The sequence below is a fragment of the Amedibacillus dolichus DSM 3991 genome, from assembly GCF_000154285.1.
GTDB lineage: Bacteria > Bacillota_I > Bacilli_A > Erysipelotrichales > Erysipelotrichaceae > Amedibacillus > Amedibacillus dolichus.
Genome location: NZ_DS483478.1, coordinates 105,818 through 125,001, shown reverse-complemented (window position 1 = coordinate 125,001; position 19,184 = coordinate 105,818). Strand labels below are relative to the sequence as shown.

The window sequence follows — 19,184 nt, the reverse complement described above, 5'->3', positions numbered from 1 at the left end:
TAATCCTTTTGTCAAGTATTAATGTACGTATGTTACTATTTTATGCGTTTGTTGTATATAAATAAAAAAGTGCTAATGCACTTTTTATTCTCTCTTTTCTATATATTTTTTTATAACATTATTTATTTCTAGTTTTATTTCTGTATTTAGCCGATTCATATAAGTACTAGATACTCCTTCCTTCATATAAATATCTATTAGTACTTTTAGTATTTCTTTATCACTTAATTCTACTTCTGAGCTATCAATACCTATTCTTTTAATGAACACAGGTTTTAAAAATCTCTTATTTACACAATAGTTATTTAGACCATCTACTTCCAATAATAATTTAGAAAATAGCCAAAGTGGTCTAAGTGAAGGATAATCGCCTAAGTCATTTTCTGATTCAAAAGTAAATTCCATATTCTCCTTATCATATATTATAGGAAGAACTATATTTTTATAATTTCTTGCTCTATGTGATGCTTCGTTAAATTTAATTACACATTCTTCAATTTCATTAGAATACTCATTCATATTTTTTATTTTTTTTGCAGTAGTAATACAATAACGATATTGATACATAATTTCATCTCCTTCTTATTAAAGATACCACAATAAAATTAAGTAGACAACCATTTACTAACGTTAATTGCAAACATTCTAAATATTCACTAGTTACTCTTCAAAAAAGTAAAAATGGCATACAATTTTGCATACCATTTTACAAGTCAATTTTCTACTTTTTAATATTTGGGCGTAAATCAGGCGTAAAAACAAACAATTCAAACCTATTTATACATCAAATACCTTTTATTTATCGTATTTTTTTACTCTCTAGTTATCGCGGTTTTTCATGTGAGGGAACAACAATACCTCACGAATCGTATCCTGTCCCGTTAGAAGCATTACGAAGCGATCGATTCCGATACCGACACCACCCGTAGGAGGCAAGCCATACTCCAATGCCTCAACAAAGTCTGTATCCATTTCACAAGCTTCCTCATTTCCGTTTTCTTTCTCAGCCAATTGTGCCTCAAAACGCTGCTTTTGATCAATTGGATCATTCAACTCTGAGAATGCATTACAGAATTCCGCACCATCAATCAACAGCTCAAAACGCTCTGTAAAGCGTGGATCATCAGGACAACGCTTAGATAACGGAGAAATTTCTACCGGGTGTCCATAAACAAAGGTTGGCTGTACAATCGTATCTTCTACATACTTCTCAAAGAATAAATTGATAATATGTCCCACGGAGGTATGATGCTTCTCAACCTCAATATCATGCTCCTTCGCAAGTGCCAATGCATCTTCATAAGACATTTCCTGCCAGAAATCAACACCACATGCTTCCTTAATTCCATCAACCATGTGCAGACGTTTAAACGGAGCCTTTAAAGAAATTTCCTTTTCACGCCAAGTAACATCTGTCGTACCAAGTACATCGAATGCCACATTTTCCATTAAGCCCTCGGTTAGCTCCATCATACCTTCCATATCCGAATAAGCGACATAGGCTTCTACCGTTGTAAATTCCGGATTATGATTTTTATCCATTCCTTCATTTCTAAATAAACGACCGATTTCATAAACGCCTTCAAGACCACCGACAATCAAACGCTTCAAAGGAAGCTCTGTCGCAATACGCATATAGAAATCCATATCCAATGTATTGTGGTGAGTAACAAACGGTCTGGCATTGGCACCGCCTAAAATCGGCTGTAATACCGGTGTTTCTACCTCTACCAAGCCTTTACCATCTAAATAGCGTTGAATAGCACGAATGATTCTCGGGCGCATCAAAGCGATTCTTTTTGCCTCCGGATTCATAATCAAATCAACATAGCGTCTGCGATAGCGTTCCTCTACATCTTGTAAGCCATGGAATTTTTCCGGAAGCGGACGAAGGGATTTTGATAAATGCGTATATACCTTTGCACGCACAGACAATTCTCCATGATCGGTTTTCATAACCTGTCCTTCGATTCCGACAATATCCCCGATATCGGATTTCTTAAAGATTTCGTATTGTTCTTCACCGATTTCATCTTTACGCACATAAATCTGAATTTTACCGTCAAGATCTTGAATGTGCATAAATCCGGCTTTCCCTTGACGACGCTTTGTCATAATACGGCCGGCAATTTTTACATTTACTGCCTTATCCGCAAGCTCTTCCTTGCTGCAGTTTTCATATTCGGCACGAATCTGTCCGGATTTATGAGTTCTCTTATATGCTTGACCGAAAGGATCTACTCCCATAGCACGCAAATCTTCCATTTTTTGACGACGGATTTTTTCTTGTTCTGTCAGTTTTTCCATAGTAACCTCCTAATTTTTCCTATAAAAAAAGCTCTTATCCGCTAGGGACGAGAGCTAATCGTGGTACCACCCTAATTCACTGTTCGGTTACCCGAAACAGCCTTAGTGACTTAATAAGTCAATTCGTAACGTGAATTCTACGTCCTTACGGATAGCTCCAAGTCTTTATTTCCGTTACCCCTTCATACATCGCTTCCAGCCTTGTCGATGCTCTCTATAACTATCTGATAACGTACTCTCTTTTCAACGCCTATTTGCATATTGATTATATATACAATACCTTTGTTTGTCAAACTATTTCATCGTTTAAAAGGCATCTCAAAAAATACAAATTTATTAATGAGAGAAGAATTGCGTATTCTATTCATTACAATACGCCACTGCAAGTTTAGCACCTAGCTTTGCATTATTATAAACTAATGCTATATTAGCCTTTAAACTTGCACCATGGCTTTCTTCTACTATTTTAGCTAATAAGAAAGGCGTAACTTCTTTTCCTTTTATGTCTTTTTCATTTGCCTCTTTTACCGCTTTCTCAATGAGTGTATCAATATAACTTTTATCCATCGAATTCTCTTTAGGAATCGGATTTGTAATCAACACACCTCCTTTTAAACCTAAATTTTCTTTCGTATGTATTAAAGAACAAATATCTTCTACGCAATCCATGCGAGTATTTAATCTATATTCGCTTTCTGCAGTAAAGAACTGTGGTAGATAATCTGTTTTATACCCTATCACACAAACACCTTTTGTTTCTAAGTATTCCAGTGTTCTTGGTAAATCTAAAATTGATTTAGCCCCCGCACAAATTACATTAACATCAGTTTGTGCCAATTCTTCTAAATCTGCTGATACATCAAGTGTTTGCTCATATCCTCGGTGAATACCTCCTATCCCACCGGTTACAAAAAATTTAATACCTGCAAGTTCAGCACATATCATAGTTGTCGCTACCGTTGTAGCCCCCAGTTTCTTTTCAGACAATACTTGTGCTAAATCTCTTCTTGAAACTTTCGTTACGTTTTCAGCAGTTGCTAAAATCTTTAGATCTTCATCACTTAAACCAATTTTAATTTTCCCATCCATAATTGCAATGGTTGCAGGTACTGCACCATATTCACGTACTATCGCTTCACAATGTTTTGCCATTTCTACATTTTGAGGATATGGCATACCATGTGAAATTATAGTAGATTCCAAAGCCACTACTGCTTTCTTTCTATTAATTGCGTCTTTCACTTCTTCACAAATATCTAAATACTTATTCATTAGCACTTGCCCTCCTTTATATTTTCCCAAAGCTTATCCCAGTATTGCAACATTTGCGATGGGTGAAGTACTCCAAATTCAGTAATAATACCTGTAATATCCTTTGCCGGTGTTATATCAAAAAATTGATTAATAACTTCTACTTTATCAAAATCTATGAAATCATTTTCATTCACAAGCTCATGTTTATCCCTTTTTTCCAGAACGACCTGCTCACCATCTAATGTTCTAATATCTAATTTATAAAGCTCACTAGCGATATAAACCGGTACTTTACAACTTTGAGCCAGACGTGCAATTTGTGCTGTTCCCATTTTATTAGCTACATCGCCATTTGCACATAATGTATCAGCTCCCATAAAAATCATATCCGCTTCTTTCATAAAAGCATATACCGAAGCATCAGAAATAAATACTGTATCAATACCTAGTTTAGTTAAAACATTAACTGCATTTCTTGATTCGCAAAGTGGTCTTGATTCACTGCAAATCACCTTAAACCTTTTATTTGCATTAGCAGCAGAACGAAAAATCCCCATGAGCGTACTGCTGTAGCTATGCATCATAATGACATCGTTATCATGAATAAGATTTGCCCCTATCCTACCGACTTTTTCCACAGCAACAAAAGATTGTTCAATAATACTATCACATAAACGAATTATATCTTCTTTTAACTTAGATAATTCTATGGTTTCATCCAATGCGTCTATTACTGCTTCACAACTATTATGAATTGTTGCCATAGTTGGCTTCAATTCATACATCTGATCACGTAGATTTTCAAAACGTTCTTTTATTTCATAAAATGTCTTTAATTCCTCTTGTTGTAAAGCAAGTTTAAATGCCCAAGCTGCTGATCTTCCAAAAGGACTCCCCCCTTTTACATTCATGTTGCGTATTTCTTCAATAACATGATTAGCTGATTGAAATTCTATATCCTTTACCCTATTACTCATTTCTATACACTCTCCTTTTCATTAATCCCCATAATATAAGTTAAAATAAATGTCACCAATCCACCTACAATACATCCAAGCATTAGTCCGCCAAAGCCCGCTCCTAAATATACTGGAAAAGTATAAATACTAAATGCTACTGCCGCACTAGTTCCTGCACCTGCAGCTCCAGTGATAGCACCGCCCACAGCACCACCAATACAAACTGCGATAAATGGTTTTTTATACTTTAAATTTATTCCGTACATAACCGGTTCTACAACATTTCCAGAAAAGAATGATGTTAAGCTTAATGTTAAAGCGTTCTTTTTAATTTTTTTATCTTTTGCTTTTAACGCCACTGCTAATCCCGCTGTTATTTGACAAATTAGAGAAGGAGCATGTGTCATAATAATCATATCTCTTCCATACATTGCAATATTAGGTGCTGATACTAAACCAAGAATCGCAATATGCATACCGAAGATAATTAAAATTTGCCAAACACCTCCAATAATTGCACCAGCCAAAATTGGACTTAATTCATATGTAGATCTAAATAGATTTGCAAATACTTCACCACCCCAAACACCAATTGGACCAATCACTACGATAAGCAACGGTATTACAATTAACGCACTTAGAAAAGGTACAAATATACTACGTAAAGCGTTAGGTAGTATTTTACGTAAAATTAACTCACACTTTGCAATCAAATATGCTGCGAAAATTGCTGGTAGTACTGAACTTCCATAATATACATTTGTTACTGGAACCCCTAAAAACTTTAAACTTTCAAAGTTTGTAAACAAGGCAGTAAAATTTGGATATACTAATAGACCTACTACCATAATCGTAATTGCTATATTGGCTTTAAAATATTTCGCTGCCGACCAACCGATGAATATAGGGAAAAAGCCATATAAAACATCTCCAGCTACTGTTAAAATTTGAATCGTAGTATTAGTTTCAGACACACCAGCAAGTACTGTCAGCTTTGCAAGTGCACTAATAAACCCTGCGGCTAACATCGCCGGAATAATAGGACTTACAATACCCGATAATAATGAGATTAAATTTTCAATAAACTTACCTTTTTTTCTTTGAGTGTCGCTATCTAAGTTTTCCTGAATCATTTCTTTATTTACATTCACATTATCGCCAACAATTTTACTTGCTTCTTCAAAAACTTCATCTACGATTCCACCTAATACAATCTGATATTGCCCACCGATAACGACAACACGCATAACACCATCAATTGTTTCTAGTTCGTGTTTTTTTACTTTTAATTCATCTTTTAAGCCTAATCGAAGTCTTGTCATGCAATGCGACATCTCTTTAATGTTGTCTAATCCCCCTACATAATCAATAATTTCTTTTGCCATTTTTTTAAAGTTTGCCATATGTTTACACCTCTTCTCTTTCTTCGCTTACTTTTTAATAGCAAAAATTACGTTTGTTTTCCTCCTTTCTGTTTTAATATTGGTACGATATGCATCGTTAAATACGCTGTTTCACCATCATTAACGTTTAAATGCAATTCGTACTTCATGAAACTAGAAATTTTTACAGCATATTCCCACTCTTCTTCATGTGCCACTTTTAATGAATTAGAAAAATCATTTATAAAAGCTGCATCATACTCTATCCTTTCGTCCGTTACCAAACGATTAAATAAACATTTTAAATGTATTAGTAATCTTCCATACAAATATGAACTTTTATCCAATGAATAATTTGTTAACTTATCAATATAATTTACAGTTTGTTCTAAATCTTTCATTATTGTTTTATTTTGAAAACTACTTAAATTTGATAAAGCATTTATATAATGAAATGCTATAAATGCAGCCTCATGTTCATCAAAATCTGTTTTCAACGTATTATTAATAATTTGTATCGAATGCTTAGCTGCGTTAAATTCCTTAGAATTAAACATTTTTAGTTCATTCAATAGTGGATTTTCAATTTTTTGTTTATCCTCCCATGTTTTATATGCAAAATAGATATGGTCTAACAATGATAAATATAAAACATCTTTAAACTTTGTTTGCAAATCATCTTCTGCCTGTTTTATTACATCATCAACAACTTTGAATAATGTATAAGGAATTTGTCCAATAATTGTTTCTATATATTTTCTATTCTCGTTATCTGCAATAAATACACGTTCTATTAACTTCTTATCAACAAGGGAATGAAATGATCGATTACATTTTATACCGATTGCTTTTCCCAATATAATAACTTCATGATGATATTCATTAGTCGCGCAGATTGCATTATTATTTATCGTTTTTAGATAGAAGTAGTCCATTATCATAACCTCCTAACACACTTTAATACAACATCTCCTTCATATACATCTTGAGCTTTCATTACATTTTCAATGTAATATTCGCTACTGTTTGTAACAAATACATACACATCAGGTAGTATCCCCAATTCTTTAAATGCAATAAGATCGATTTCACAAATCGGCTGCATCTTTTTAACAACATCATGCACATTCAACGAACATTCTATAATATCTTTTTTTACCCTCACCGTATCTACACCTATATGAAGCATAATCTCCATGCCATTTTCACTACGAATTCCTATAGCGTGCTTAGTAGGAAATACTGAAGTTATAATTCCTGATACTGGAGCAAAAATCTGATTCTCACTAGCTCTTACAAAGAATCCTTCGCCTAAAGTTTTTGTTGCAAATACTTCATCATTTGATGCTTCTAATTGATTAAGTCTCCCCTCACATGGAGAAATAATTTCAGTATCATCAGCTTTCTTATTTTTAAATATATGAAGTCGCATTTGTCCCATACCTCCATCCAATAAAAAAGACCACATCAAATAAATGACGTGGTCTAGCATTAAGCAAATTGATTAATCCCTTAATTCACTAACCTTTTTACATGTTTAGTATAACAGATTATGTAAACGTTTGCAATACTTATTTTGAATTTTAATCTATCTATTTCATCGTTTAAAAAACGCTATTTTTTATTTTGATTTTCAATATAACACGCTAGTTCATGAAAAAAATCTACGAATTAGTTTCTTTTCTATGTTCCCGTTCAAAGACATATCATTAAATATATTTATACCTTTTCATTTACCTCAGGATATTTATTGCAAACCTACCTAACTTGGATTCTCATTACTTATGCAATATCCGTTTATTGCAAATAAATTTGAAAACCATTCTTTTTGAAATCCATATTTATCACAAAAATCAATATTCCTATTCTTATTTACTAATTTTTTTAAACTATAAATTGTTTTTTCACCTAGTTTTTTGTTAGGATTTAGCAATAGAAGTATAACTATAAAACTATATGTTCTTTTATAATCAATACCCTCTAAATTGATTTCATTGCTCCTATATTCTTTAGGAATAATGGTATGATCTATATCATATAGTCTTTTGTAATGACAACATTCATTTCTAAAATACACTATGGAATGATAAAAGCTTTCTAACTGCTTATACGTAAGGTTTTTAAAGCCTAATTTGCATACAGCTTTTTTATCTGTAGTTTTCATAATAGAATAAAATTTAGAAATATTACCTAATGACATCAATTCAACCATCGCCCATAAAGGAACACAACCATCATATTTTTTAAAATGATGCTTAACTATTAGGCTTGATCGATTTCGTTCTTTAATATCATTACAAACCTTTAGCAAATTTATGGTTTCTTCGTATTTCATAAAATTATTAGGATCTCTATGTCCTAACGGCCCATACTTTAATGTGAAATAATTTACAATTTGTGTTTTAAAATAAACTTCTATATCATTGATTAGGGCAAATAGAATAGATCTCATTTCCTTATCTATCGTATAAATATTAAATATCTTTTCAAAAGTTATATTTTTGAAAAATATATCATCTTTATCTAAAAAATCAATCATATATCCGCTTAGTCGGTAATAGTTATTATGTTTTAAAATCAATAATGCATTATCTCTATTTTCAACATTTAGTTTTTTATCAACAATTAAATGTTCTAACTGCTGTTCATAGGTTAAAGGCTTTTTTAAATTATTTTGCATAACAATCTCCTAAATAAAAGAGCCCTCTGGGCCACATCTTAGAGAGGTGCGAGGACTACAATCAATATTATTATATGCTATAAACACAAAAAATCAATGCTTTTTATCATTTTTGTGTATTTTTTCATCGATTTTTTCATCGTTTAAAAATCGCTCTTTTGCGGATATGCAGCATACTCCTTTTCGTATGCCGATAAAATATCCTCCAAATCCTGATAGCTTGCTATTTTCGTCAATGCATCTTTCAAACGATGGCTCTTAGGAAGTCCCTTTACATACCAAGCAGCATGCCCTCTCATCTCCCGAATACCGATATGCTCACCCTTCAAATCCATCAAACGCTTCGCATGAAGTCTTGCCATTGCGAATTTTTCTTGCAAGCTTACCGCTTCCAAATGCTCACCGCATTCCAAATAAGCAACAATATCCTTGATTAGCCATGGATCACCCAATACACCTCGACCGACCATTACCGCATCGCACCCGGTTTCCTCCAGCATGCGTTTAGCATCTTCTCCGCAATGAATATCTCCATTACCGATAACCGGTATCGAAACAGCATCTTTGACCATTTTAATATATGACCAATCCGCATGACCTTCATACATCTGCTTTTTTGTACGTCCATGTACGGCAATCGCTGCAACACCGACAGCCTCTAATCCCTTCGCAAGCTCCACACAGTTAATATGCTCCAAATCCCAACCGATTCGCATTTTCACCGTAACCGGCTTTTTCACATTTTCCACAACCGCCTTTACCATGGCAATCGCATGCTCGGGATCCTTCATTAAGGCACTACCGGCATTCGATTTTACGATTTTCGTTACCGGACACCCCATATTGATATCAATAATATCACAATTCGTTTTCTCGTCCATAAGCTTTGCCGCATATACCATCGTTTCGATATCATGTCCGAACAACTGTAAGGCCAATGGGTGTTCATTCTCCTCTACTGCCGTCATTCCGATCGTTTTTTCATTGTCATAATATAAAGCCTTATCACTGACCATCTCGGTATAAATCAAACCTGCTCCAAATTGTTTACAAATCACACGAAAGGCAGGATTGCTGATACCTGCCATTGGCGCAATAACTACTTGATTATCAATGACAATATCGCCAATCTTCCAACTATGCTTTGGCATAGGTATCAATGAACCTTTCTAAATCACGTAGTTCTTCCTCGCTGAATTGATAACGCTCATTACAGAAATTGCAGGTAATCTCACAGCCATGATCTTCTTCGATCATTGCCATACGCTCCTCTTTGCTAAGTGTCGTTAAAGCACGTTTCATCTTTGCCTTATCACAATCACACTTAAAGCAAATATCCTGTTTGCTTAAAATCTGTAAATCATCACCGAACAGCTCCTCTAAAATTGCCTCCAAGCTTTCTTTTTCTAAAATATAGCTGGAAATATGCTTCATATTCGCAACGATCTGTTCGATTTTAACAATATCCTCTTCCTTCGCATCTGGCATCATTTGAATAATCAAGCCTCCTGCTGCTTTAATGGAATTATCGGTATCCACCAGCACACCAACGGAAACAGCAGATGGTGTTTGTTCACTTGCTGTAAAATAATATGCAAAATCATCACCGATTTCTCCGCTTTGCAAAGCAACCGTTCCGCCCCAGTTTTCTTTCATGTGCAAATCCTTAATAACCTCTAAGGTTCCTTGATTTCCCACAGCCATACCAACCGCTAATTTTCCGGTATCGTTATATTGCAACATGATATGAGGATCACTGACAAAGCCACGAACGTGTCCATCGTGGTACGCATCTACAAGAATGGTCCCAATCGGACCATGTCCATTGATACGAATGGTTAATTGCTCCTTTTCACTTTTCAACATGCTTCCCATCATACTACCAACGCTTAATACACGACCAAGAGCCGCTGCTGATGTCGGATACATATCAAAGCGCTGTCTTGCTTCTTCAACCAATGCCGTAGAACTGCATATATATACACGTACTCGCTCCTCACAAGTCAATGCCTTTATTAAATAATCTTTCATAATATCACTCTCCAAGCGTCTTACAGTATATCACAAATCGAATAAAAAAAGAAACACCTGTACTCTATTGTACCTGTGTTTCACATATTTTTAAATTGCGATAAGTAGAGATGATTGAACATGATATCATTAAGCTTTTAATAATTTTCTCAAGCAAAGCCACTTCCATATAAGCACTCAATGATATCAACAATCTAATCATAATCTTCATAAATATTTCAATATAGCAAGAAAATACCGATAGTCTTCCATTCCCCATACGCTGTAATATAGATAAGACTTATAGAAGCACTTATCTTTTTACACATATAGCTACTCCAATAAATCCTTGCGCAGCTGATCGATCATACATTCAATCTGCACCTTATTCAAACGATAATACACACGATTGGCATCTTTTTCCATATTCAACAAGCCACAAGTGCTCAAGGCATTCATGTGATGTGAAATCGTAGCGGCCGATAAATGTAAGTGCTCTGCCAGTTCCAAGCCATACTTACGTTCGTTTTTCAATAGCTGTAAAATTTCATACTTACTGGCATCAGATAACAACTTGAAGCGTATCAGCATTTCCGAACGACTCAGCTTTGCATCATTGACAAAGCTATCCTCGCGAAATAATACACCTAGATAAAGATACAATCGCTTCATCGTACGATCATTTGTTGTAAATTGAATAGAATTACATAAAACATAATTCGGATGAAATACAATTTCATCTTGTTCTAAATTTCCCGAAATTTTTACACTCTTCTTTAACTTTTCATAAAAGCTGCCATCCTGGCAAGCCGTTTCCCAATACTCATGAAATTCATCAAAGGCATGCTCATAGTTAGCATACACTTCACGAATTTTAGGTATCAACTTTAATACAACAGCTACTACGCGATCTACATGCTCATCAAAATTTTGATAAATGCGCCAAATATTCCATTTCATTCCTTCTTCAATATCCATTGCTTCCAGAATAGCCATAAATTCTTTATCATCAAGTTTTTTATTTACATCAAATTCATCAATAACGCAGGCAATAAACAACGTCTTATCCTCATGAAATCGCTGTTTCAAATAAGCTGCTAAATCCGCCTCTTCTATTCCCTCTGTTAACCAACTATCCATAAGCATGGCATTTGCCAAATTACCTCCGCTATTATTAGAATCAATATATTGGAAATACATTTCCATTCCTTGCGGAAATTCAAAACCTTTGACAACTTCTTCATACATGCGTTTTACCGTTGTTAAAACATATTCCGAATACTGTGTATAACCTGATTTCTTTTGCAAATTATTTTTTAGCTTATCAAGGTCTTCACGCATATAATAACGCGTTAAAATCCCATGTGCCTCTAAAATTACATGATACTCTCTATGATAAAATACTCCCATGTCATCACCCTTTTTGTTATGACTTTATTATACCATTACTTTTCATCTAATACACGAATACTTCGTAAAGATAGCATACAAAGTGCTACAAACAAAGACAGAAAACCGGTTCCTAGTATGATTACCACAAAGTTTGTTATATTTAATAACAAAGAAATAATAGTACTTGCAATCGGAATACAGCAGCATAAGCAGGCATTAAAGGTAGCGGAAATTCTTGCCATGTAATCTACATCAACATGACTTGTAAGATATACCGATAGATACGTGCTGCAGGCAGCACTCAAAAAGCCTATAATAAAGAACAAAACAAGAATAAGAAATTGAGATAGCAGCAGACTTGTTAATGCATAAGGAAGAACAATGATCAAGATATAGAAAACAGCTTCAAACATAAATATACCGATAAGCAGCCACCGCTTTGAAATTTTTTCGGCGATAAGCGGATAAAGAAAGCTGCCTAGAATAGAGCCTAAGGATATGGCAATTGACAATACCGATAGCATTTCGCTTCCGCTTCTTAACACCTCATGGATATATGATGGTAATACGGAGTTCAAAGGTGTTGTAAAGAAGTTAAGGAAAGCACCGATTACGCAAATCACAAGCAAGGTATCACTTTTCATAATATAGTGGAAGCCTTCCTTTAAGGTTACAAAATAAGAATGAACATTTAGCTGCGCATGCTTTGTTTCTTCTTGGTAGCGAATCAATGCAATGATACCTGCACTCATGAAGAAGGTTAGCGCATCTAATAGAATTGCACCATGGACACCGATCAGCGCAATAATAAATCCGGCAGCGCCTGTTCCAATCAACTCCATCGCTCTTGAACATGAGGAATTTAAAGATACTCCGGTATCGAAGCATTGCTTATCCAACAATCTTGGAACAATCGCAATACCCGCCGGTACACGCATTGCTTCAACCAATGAGTTTAAAAAGGTTACTGCCAAGAGTATCCATGGCTGTAAAATACCAAACACATAACCGAAAGCAATGCCGGCAACAAGGATCCCACGAATAATATCGCAGACTACCATAACATTTTGTTTTCGCATACGCTCTACGATAGCTCCGGCAAAGGGCTGAATCAATACAGTAGGCAACATATTCACACCGAAAACCAAGGTGCTCCATAGTGCACTATGCGTTAGCTCATACACCAACCATGTAAAAGCTATCTGATCGATCGCATCACCAAAGCGATTCACGATATTAGCGGCAATAATTTTATGATATTGCCTTTGATCACTCAATGTTTTATACTTATCTAATAATTGTTTCATATCCATCAACCTCAACGCTATTATAAACATATATTAGATGTATGTCAAACATTATTTCAATATTTATAGAATAAATATTAGATAATCATCAAAAATGGGAAATCCAAAAAAAAGGCACGATTCCTCGTACCCTTTAATTCTCATCATGGAAATCATCTTTGGTCAATTCCTTTAAAGCCTCATCAAGCTCACTCTCTGCCAATTCGTTGGCAGCTGTTTGTTCCTCCACACGTTCTGTTTCAAAAACATCAGTTGCATCAGCTTCCAGCTTTTCAATCGTTTGCTTTTTTTCTTCATTTGGATTGTCCAAAGTTCCATAATTCATCAGATTCATAATCTGTTCACTGGTAATTGTTTCTTCTTCTACCAATGTATCCGCAATCAATGTTAATAAATCCTTATTTTCAAGAATGATCTGTTTTGCCTGTTCATGGCATTCATTGATGATCTTACGAATTTCCTTATCAATTTCGTATGCAATTTCACCGGAATAATTTGATCCGCTGCTATAATCTCTACCTAAGAACACATTGCCTGTACCATCATCGTATTGAATCGGTCCAAGGCTTGACATACCCCAACTGCGTACCATTGCTTTCGCAATCTTCGTTGCCTTTTGAATATCATTGCTGGCCCCTGCAGAAATCTCATCAAATATAACTTCTTCCGCAACACGACCACCCATTAAACCGGTAATCTGTCCCATGAAATCCGCTTTTGTAGGGAACATTTTTTCCTCACCCGGAATCATCATATTATAGCCTCCGGCTTCCCCACGTGGAATGATCGTAACTTTTTCGACATTATCGGCACTTTCCAATTTCAAACCGATTACCGCATGCCCTGCTTCATGATAAGCCACCAAACGTTTTTCCTTGTCGGAATATTTCTTGGATTTTTTTGCCGGTCCCATCATAACACGGTCAATTGCTTCATCTAAATCGTCTAATGTAATGATCTTACGTTTTCCACGAACAGCTAAAATCGCACCTTCGTTCAAGACATTTTCCAAATCCGCACCGGAAAAGCCGGGAGTTCGCTTCGCTAAATTTTCCAAATTGACATCGGCAGCCAATTTTTTGTTTCTTGCATGAACCTTCAAAATTTCATAACGTCCGCGCTTATCCGGTAAATTTACGGTAATCTGACGATCAAAGCGTCCACTACGCAACAAAGCAGGATCAAGAACATCAGGACGGTTGGTAGCGGCAATAATAACGATACCCTTATTCTCGCCCATACCGTCCATTTCCACAAGCAACTGGTTCAAGGTCTGTTCACGCTCATCGTTTCCACCGCCCATACCGGCACCACGCTGACGACCAACTGCATCAATTTCATCAATAAACACGATACATGGAGCAGCTTGAGCAGCCTTTTTAAACATATCACGCACACGACTGGCACCCGTACCGACAAACATTTCCACAAAATCCGAACCGCTGATAGAGAAGAAAGGAACATCTGCCTCACCCGCAACAGCCTTCGCCAATAAGGTTTTACCGGTACCCGGAGGACCTACCATCAACATGCCCTTCGGAATCCGCGCTCCCATATCCGTAAAACGCTTTGGATCCTTCAAGTAATCAATGATTTCTTTGACTTCTTCTTTTTCTTCATCACAGCCCGCAACGTCCTTGAAGCGCACCTTGATATTGCCCTCCATACGTGCTTTGGACTTACTGAATTCAAATGCCTTGTTATTACCGCCGGCATTCATTTTGCTAAACATGAAAAAGGCAATACCGGCAATAAAGATAAACGGTAAAATATTCATCAGAAAGCTCATCAAAAAGTTTTCACGATTCGGGTCATTGACCACCAGCTTCATCTTTTTATTCTTCTGAAAGGTTTTTGTCAATGTTTCCACATTGCTTTCGGTATTTGGAACACTGACCATGAAGCCGACTTCCTTACCCTTTTCCATATACGTACCGCTGATGTCGATAACGGTCGTTCCCATGGACATTTCCGCACTCTTAAATTCAATTTTATCCGCCTTATTCAAAAACTCATTGTACGTAAAGCTTTTGGCATTGCTTGTAAAACGTGATGATATCAGTAACAATAAAATACCAATCACCGCAATATAAGGCAGAAAGCTAACCACTTTTTTATTGTTCATAAGATTTCCTCCTTAACGAGAATTATTTATATACTTCTTTTTTCAATACCCCAACGTATGGGAAGCAGCGATAATGCTCATTGTAATCAAGCCCAAAGCCGACAACAAATTCATCGGGAATCGTAAAGCCGATATAATCCGCTTCAATATCCACCACTCTACGCTCCGGCTTATCCAATAATGCGACAACCTTAACATCGGCAGCCCCTTTATTCATTAACAGCTGCGTTACTTTTTTCAAGGTTCTTCCGGTATCAACGATATCCTCTACCAAAAGAATACGGCGATCCTTAATGGAAATATCCAAATCCTTTAGGATTTTCACATCACCGACAGACTGTGTACCCTGATAGCTGGATACATTCATAAAATCAAATTGAATATCCAAATCAATATGCTTGATCAACTCACTTAAAAAAGGCACACTTCCTTTTAATAAAGCAACCAACAGCGGTGCTTCCTTATCCTGCTTATATGCTTCACTGATTTCCTTTCCCAGTTCATCGCATCGTTTTTCAATTTCTTCTCTTGTAACTAAAACTCTTTCGATTACATTCTGCATGCTTCGTCCTCCTAATAAGACATATAGTTTTATTTTACCACAAAACAGGTAGGATTGTTAGAGAAATGTGTAATATCACACCCTAAATTAGGCACTAAAATCACCTTTCCCTGCGCATTTTCCACAATCGGATAGCGTCTACGCACAGCCTGTGGTATTTTACGATCTATAAACCAACGACTTACCCGCTTACTTCCAAAGCGCATCGCAATACGATCTCCTTGGCGATAAGAGCGAATCGTTATCGGAAAATCCGCTTCATAAAGCGTAAGCGCCTCGCTTCCTTTGCCTTCTTTTCCGATATGAAAATATGGTGTATGCAGCTCCTCTAGTGTCTGCAAGGTATAGCTATAAGAAACATCTTCCTTTACATCACAACATAGCTTACCGTATTCGCTATATATAAGATAGCTGCTTCCGATATCTCTTGTCCACTGATTTGCATGGTGGCAAATTAACTCCTTTAAAGTAACTAGCTCCTTACGTGATACATGCATCGCACACTGCTCAAAAATAAATTGTGCCAGCACCTGCATCAGCATTTCTTCCTCTAGATCTTGCAAGGAGGCAATGCTTCCATTCCAAGTGGATAGAAAGCTCTGACATTTCAAACACAAGGCTTGCCACGCTTTATTTTCCTGTTCAATCGTATCGCATAAGGCTTGCTTTTCTTTTGTTGTCATTTTATCCACAACGTGATGGCGCATTCGATTTCTAGCATAATCATCAGATAGATTCGATTCATCAATGCCATATTCTACACCATGTTGCGCACAATACTCCTCTAACTGTTTTTTGCTTTTCGTAAGCAATGGTCGATACACCTTTACACCAAGCACGATTCCCTTTTTGCGAATACCGTAATACGAACCTAAACGCTTGGTTTCCTTCTGCATCAGATAGGTTTCGATATGATCGTCCATCTGATGTGCCAAAAGTACCCCCTGTGCATGATAAATCTCACAAAGACTACGATAAAACGCATAACGTACATCACGTGCAAAGGCTTGAAAATTATAGGTACACTGCTTATTTTGCATATATACCTCACAGGCTATACCATACTGCTTGCAATAATCCTGCACAATTTGCATATCACGAGCTGCACTTTCTCGCTTTTGATAATTCACATGTGCTACTACCATGGATACGCCATGTCTTCGACACATGTCTAAAAGTGCCATCGAATCCGGTCCTCCGCTGACACCGATAATATATACCTTATGCAAATCCAATGTTTCCATGTTCATAAGAGGTATTATACAAAACAAGACAGGCTATTTCAACCTGTCTTTTATGTGAGATTATGTTATTTTCCCTACTTTTATGAAAATGAATGTCGAATCATCAAAGCGCTTGTTTTGATGCAAGATTTCGCGCAGCTCCTTTGCCTGTTCATCAAGTGTTTTACCACTGCGTTTCACAAGCCAAGCTTCGATTTCTCTATGCGAAATGCCATCACTTACCATTAAAAACTCATCTTCCGGCAAATATTCCATACAGAAACAATCCGGCTGCATCTGCGTTACAATCCCTATGGGAAGCGCACTGCCGTTGATCTCCTGCAATTTCCCCTGTCGAAGCAAATATGTCGGACAAGCTGCTGATTTGGAAATATACAGCTTTTGTTCACTTTCGTGAAAACATAAAACATCAAGCGTCGCAAAGGTATCGCTTTGCACTAGCTTATTGATACAACGAATAGCATTGTTTTGCGACATTCCACCGGTAACCATGCGTTGAAACATACCGGTAACCAAGCGACTGCTCTGCAATGCTCGCTCCCCATTCCCCATACCATCGGAAATCATACATACCAAACTTTGTTGGAAACGAAACACACTATGACTATCACCATTTTCCGTATACGCATTGCCAAGGCTGTCGCAAACAGTTTCAATCGGCAGTACAGCTTTATTTGTAACAAGGATACGATAGGTTTTCGGCAGCCAACGATGACGTAAAACTGTTTCAATTTGCAGCTTCTGATGGGTTAAGTTTTCCAATAGCGGAAGAACCGTAAGCTTCAGCTCTTTTTTTTGCATATTGCCAAGTTCCAGCTCCATTTGTATAATTCCTTTCATTTCCTCTTCCAAATGAATATGATGTACCCGATAGCGATATTCCTCCAAAACCTCCTTCATCATCTGCTTTTTCCGATCCATATCCTGCTCATTTACCAGCATATCCGCTTGATATTCCAAAGCCTGTGCCATATTAAACAGCAATTCACTTTCCACATCACTGATAGAGGCATAGTAATCCGCCAACAGCTGAAAAATACCGGCATAGTTTACAATATTGCGCTTTAACTGCTGATTCTGCGGCAAAGCTATTGGCTCCTTTTGATCTACATACACCGGCTGCTTTAACAACAGTATTCCTGCAAGCACCAACACACCGACATACATCTCCCAACGCATCGGTATAAAATAAAAGCCGCCTAACACACATAGGAATAAGAACTGCTTTCGTTGCTGATACATCACACATAAGCCCATAAGTGCCAAGGGCAAAGTAAAAGATGACGATAAAAAGATTGCACATACCACCAAAAATCCAATTGCGATCTCCATTGATGTCAAACCACATATCAAAGCAATCCCAAGCATATACCATAACACAGCATAGTTTGGAAGTATTCCCACCAAAGCAAACATACCACCCAAAATCAACAATTCCTTCATACGTTTATAAAAGAATTCATCATGATTGATCCAACGCGTATCGTGCAGCATTTCTTTCACAAGCAGAAAGGTCACAAGTGGAAGTACGATTACTTCCTTTCTCAAAGCAAATTCCATAAAACTGTATATGGCAACAAGTGCACTGCTTATATAGGGAAGCAAGCGATAAATATTGGCCTGTAGGAGTCTTGCAGCTTGTAATATCGTAAAATAAAGCAAGAAGCCTAAGGCATAAATATATGCCAAGCGCATACTATGTAATAGGAAACAAACCATCAAGGTTAAAATTGTCAGTACGCATTCCCTTGTATTTCTTAATGCCAAAGCTGCTATATAAACAAAGAGAAAAGCCGGACGAAAAGCCGTAGGTATTCCTATTGCGAAAAGGGCTAATACGATGCAATAGACATCACTTAGCTTCAGCACTGCCTCTCTTTGTTCTCTGTATGCTATGGTTCTTTCCATTCCAACCACCTCTACCGTATTGTAGAGGAGATTTCCTATATATTCTGTCAGTTT

General features: G+C 36.5%; 16 protein-coding genes. All 16 read right to left on the bottom strand.

The genetic code is table 11. From position 1 onward, the window contains the following. Nucleotides 1–84 precede the first annotated feature (84 nt). Nucleotides 85–567: a hypothetical protein gene (locus tag EUBDOL_RS10025; RefSeq protein WP_004800839.1), complete on the bottom strand. Its 483-nt coding sequence runs from the start codon at nucleotides 565–567 to the stop codon at nucleotides 85–87. Between the two features lie 252 nt (nucleotides 568–819). Next, nucleotides 820–2,307: a lysine--tRNA ligase gene (gene lysS / locus EUBDOL_RS10020; protein WP_004800838.1), complete on the bottom strand. Its 1,488-nt coding sequence runs from the start codon at nucleotides 2,305–2,307 to the stop codon at nucleotides 820–822. Between the two features lie 360 nt (nucleotides 2,308–2,667). Beyond that, on the bottom strand, nucleotides 2,668–3,579 hold the full coding sequence (locus EUBDOL_RS10015; RefSeq protein ID WP_004800837.1) for a pseudouridine-5'-phosphate glycosidase: 912 nt from the start codon (nucleotides 3,577–3,579) through the stop codon (nucleotides 2,668–2,670). Beyond that, the gene (locus EUBDOL_RS10010) at nucleotides 3,579–4,538 is read right to left on the bottom strand and encodes a translation initiation factor eIF-2B (RefSeq protein ID WP_004800836.1); all 960 of its coding nucleotides are present in this window, start codon (nucleotides 4,536–4,538) and stop codon (nucleotides 3,579–3,581) included. Before EUBDOL_RS10010 ends, EUBDOL_RS10015 begins: the two co-directional genes overlap by 1 nt. Before the next feature lie 2 nt (nucleotides 4,539–4,540). Further along, entirely contained in the window at nucleotides 4,541–5,923 is a 1,383-nt protein-coding gene (locus tag EUBDOL_RS10005; protein ID WP_004800835.1) for a PTS transporter subunit EIIC, read from the bottom strand. 47 nt (nucleotides 5,924–5,970) lie between these two features. Next, the gene (locus EUBDOL_RS10000; RefSeq protein ID WP_022421053.1) at nucleotides 5,971–6,837 is read right to left on the bottom strand and encodes a PRD domain-containing protein; all 867 of its coding nucleotides are present in this window, start codon (nucleotides 6,835–6,837) and stop codon (nucleotides 5,971–5,973) included. Nucleotides 6,838–6,839: 2 nt separating this feature from the next. Further along, nucleotides 6,840–7,343: a PTS sugar transporter subunit IIA gene (locus tag EUBDOL_RS09995; RefSeq protein WP_226811778.1), complete on the bottom strand. Its 504-nt coding sequence runs from the start codon at nucleotides 7,341–7,343 to the stop codon at nucleotides 6,840–6,842. 321 nt (nucleotides 7,344–7,664) lie between these two features. Further along, nucleotides 7,665–8,582, bottom strand: a complete 918-nt coding sequence (locus EUBDOL_RS09990) for an Abi family protein (RefSeq protein ID WP_004800832.1) — start codon at nucleotides 8,580–8,582, stop codon at nucleotides 7,665–7,667. A 143-nt stretch (nucleotides 8,583–8,725) separates the two neighbouring features. Beyond that, complete coding sequence (gene dusB / locus EUBDOL_RS09985) at nucleotides 8,726–9,733, bottom strand: tRNA dihydrouridine synthase DusB (protein ID WP_004800831.1); 1,008 nt, start codon at nucleotides 9,731–9,733, stop codon at nucleotides 8,726–8,728. Next, nucleotides 9,720–10,613 (bottom strand): Hsp33 family molecular chaperone HslO, encoded by an 894-nt coding sequence (gene hslO / locus EUBDOL_RS09980; RefSeq protein ID WP_004800830.1) that lies wholly within the window; start codon nucleotides 10,611–10,613, stop codon nucleotides 9,720–9,722. The genes dusB and hslO overlap by 14 nt, the downstream gene beginning before the upstream one ends. Nucleotides 10,614–10,925: 312 nt before the next feature. Continuing rightward, complete coding sequence (locus EUBDOL_RS09975; RefSeq protein WP_004800828.1) at nucleotides 10,926–12,002, bottom strand: ArsR/SmtB family transcription factor; 1,077 nt, start codon at nucleotides 12,000–12,002, stop codon at nucleotides 10,926–10,928. Between the two features lie 35 nt (nucleotides 12,003–12,037). Beyond that, complete coding sequence (locus tag EUBDOL_RS09970; RefSeq protein WP_177254227.1) at nucleotides 12,038–13,291, bottom strand: MFS transporter; 1,254 nt, start codon at nucleotides 13,289–13,291, stop codon at nucleotides 12,038–12,040. A 133-nt stretch (nucleotides 13,292–13,424) separates the two neighbouring features. Further along, nucleotides 13,425–15,416 carry an ATP-dependent zinc metalloprotease FtsH gene (gene ftsH / locus EUBDOL_RS09965; RefSeq protein WP_004800826.1) on the bottom strand — a complete coding sequence of 664 codons (1,992 nt, stop codon included), beginning with the start codon at nucleotides 15,414–15,416 and terminating at the stop codon, nucleotides 13,425–13,427. Nucleotides 15,417–15,438: 22 nt separating this feature from the next. Beyond that, complete coding sequence (gene hpt, locus EUBDOL_RS09960) at nucleotides 15,439–15,978, bottom strand: hypoxanthine phosphoribosyltransferase (protein ID WP_004800825.1); 540 nt, start codon at nucleotides 15,976–15,978, stop codon at nucleotides 15,439–15,441. Nucleotides 15,979–16,007: 29 nt separating this feature from the next. Continuing rightward, nucleotides 16,008–17,228, bottom strand: coding sequence for a tRNA lysidine(34) synthetase TilS (gene tilS, locus EUBDOL_RS09955; RefSeq protein WP_235713716.1), 1,221 nt, complete (start codon nucleotides 17,226–17,228; stop codon nucleotides 16,008–16,010). A 54-nt stretch (nucleotides 17,229–17,282) separates the two neighbouring features. Beyond that, a complete protein-coding gene (locus EUBDOL_RS09950) occupies nucleotides 17,283–19,130 on the bottom strand; it encodes a SpoIIE family protein phosphatase (protein ID WP_004800823.1) in 1,848 nt (615 codons plus the stop codon). Between the last annotated feature and the right edge of the window lie 54 nt (nucleotides 19,131–19,184).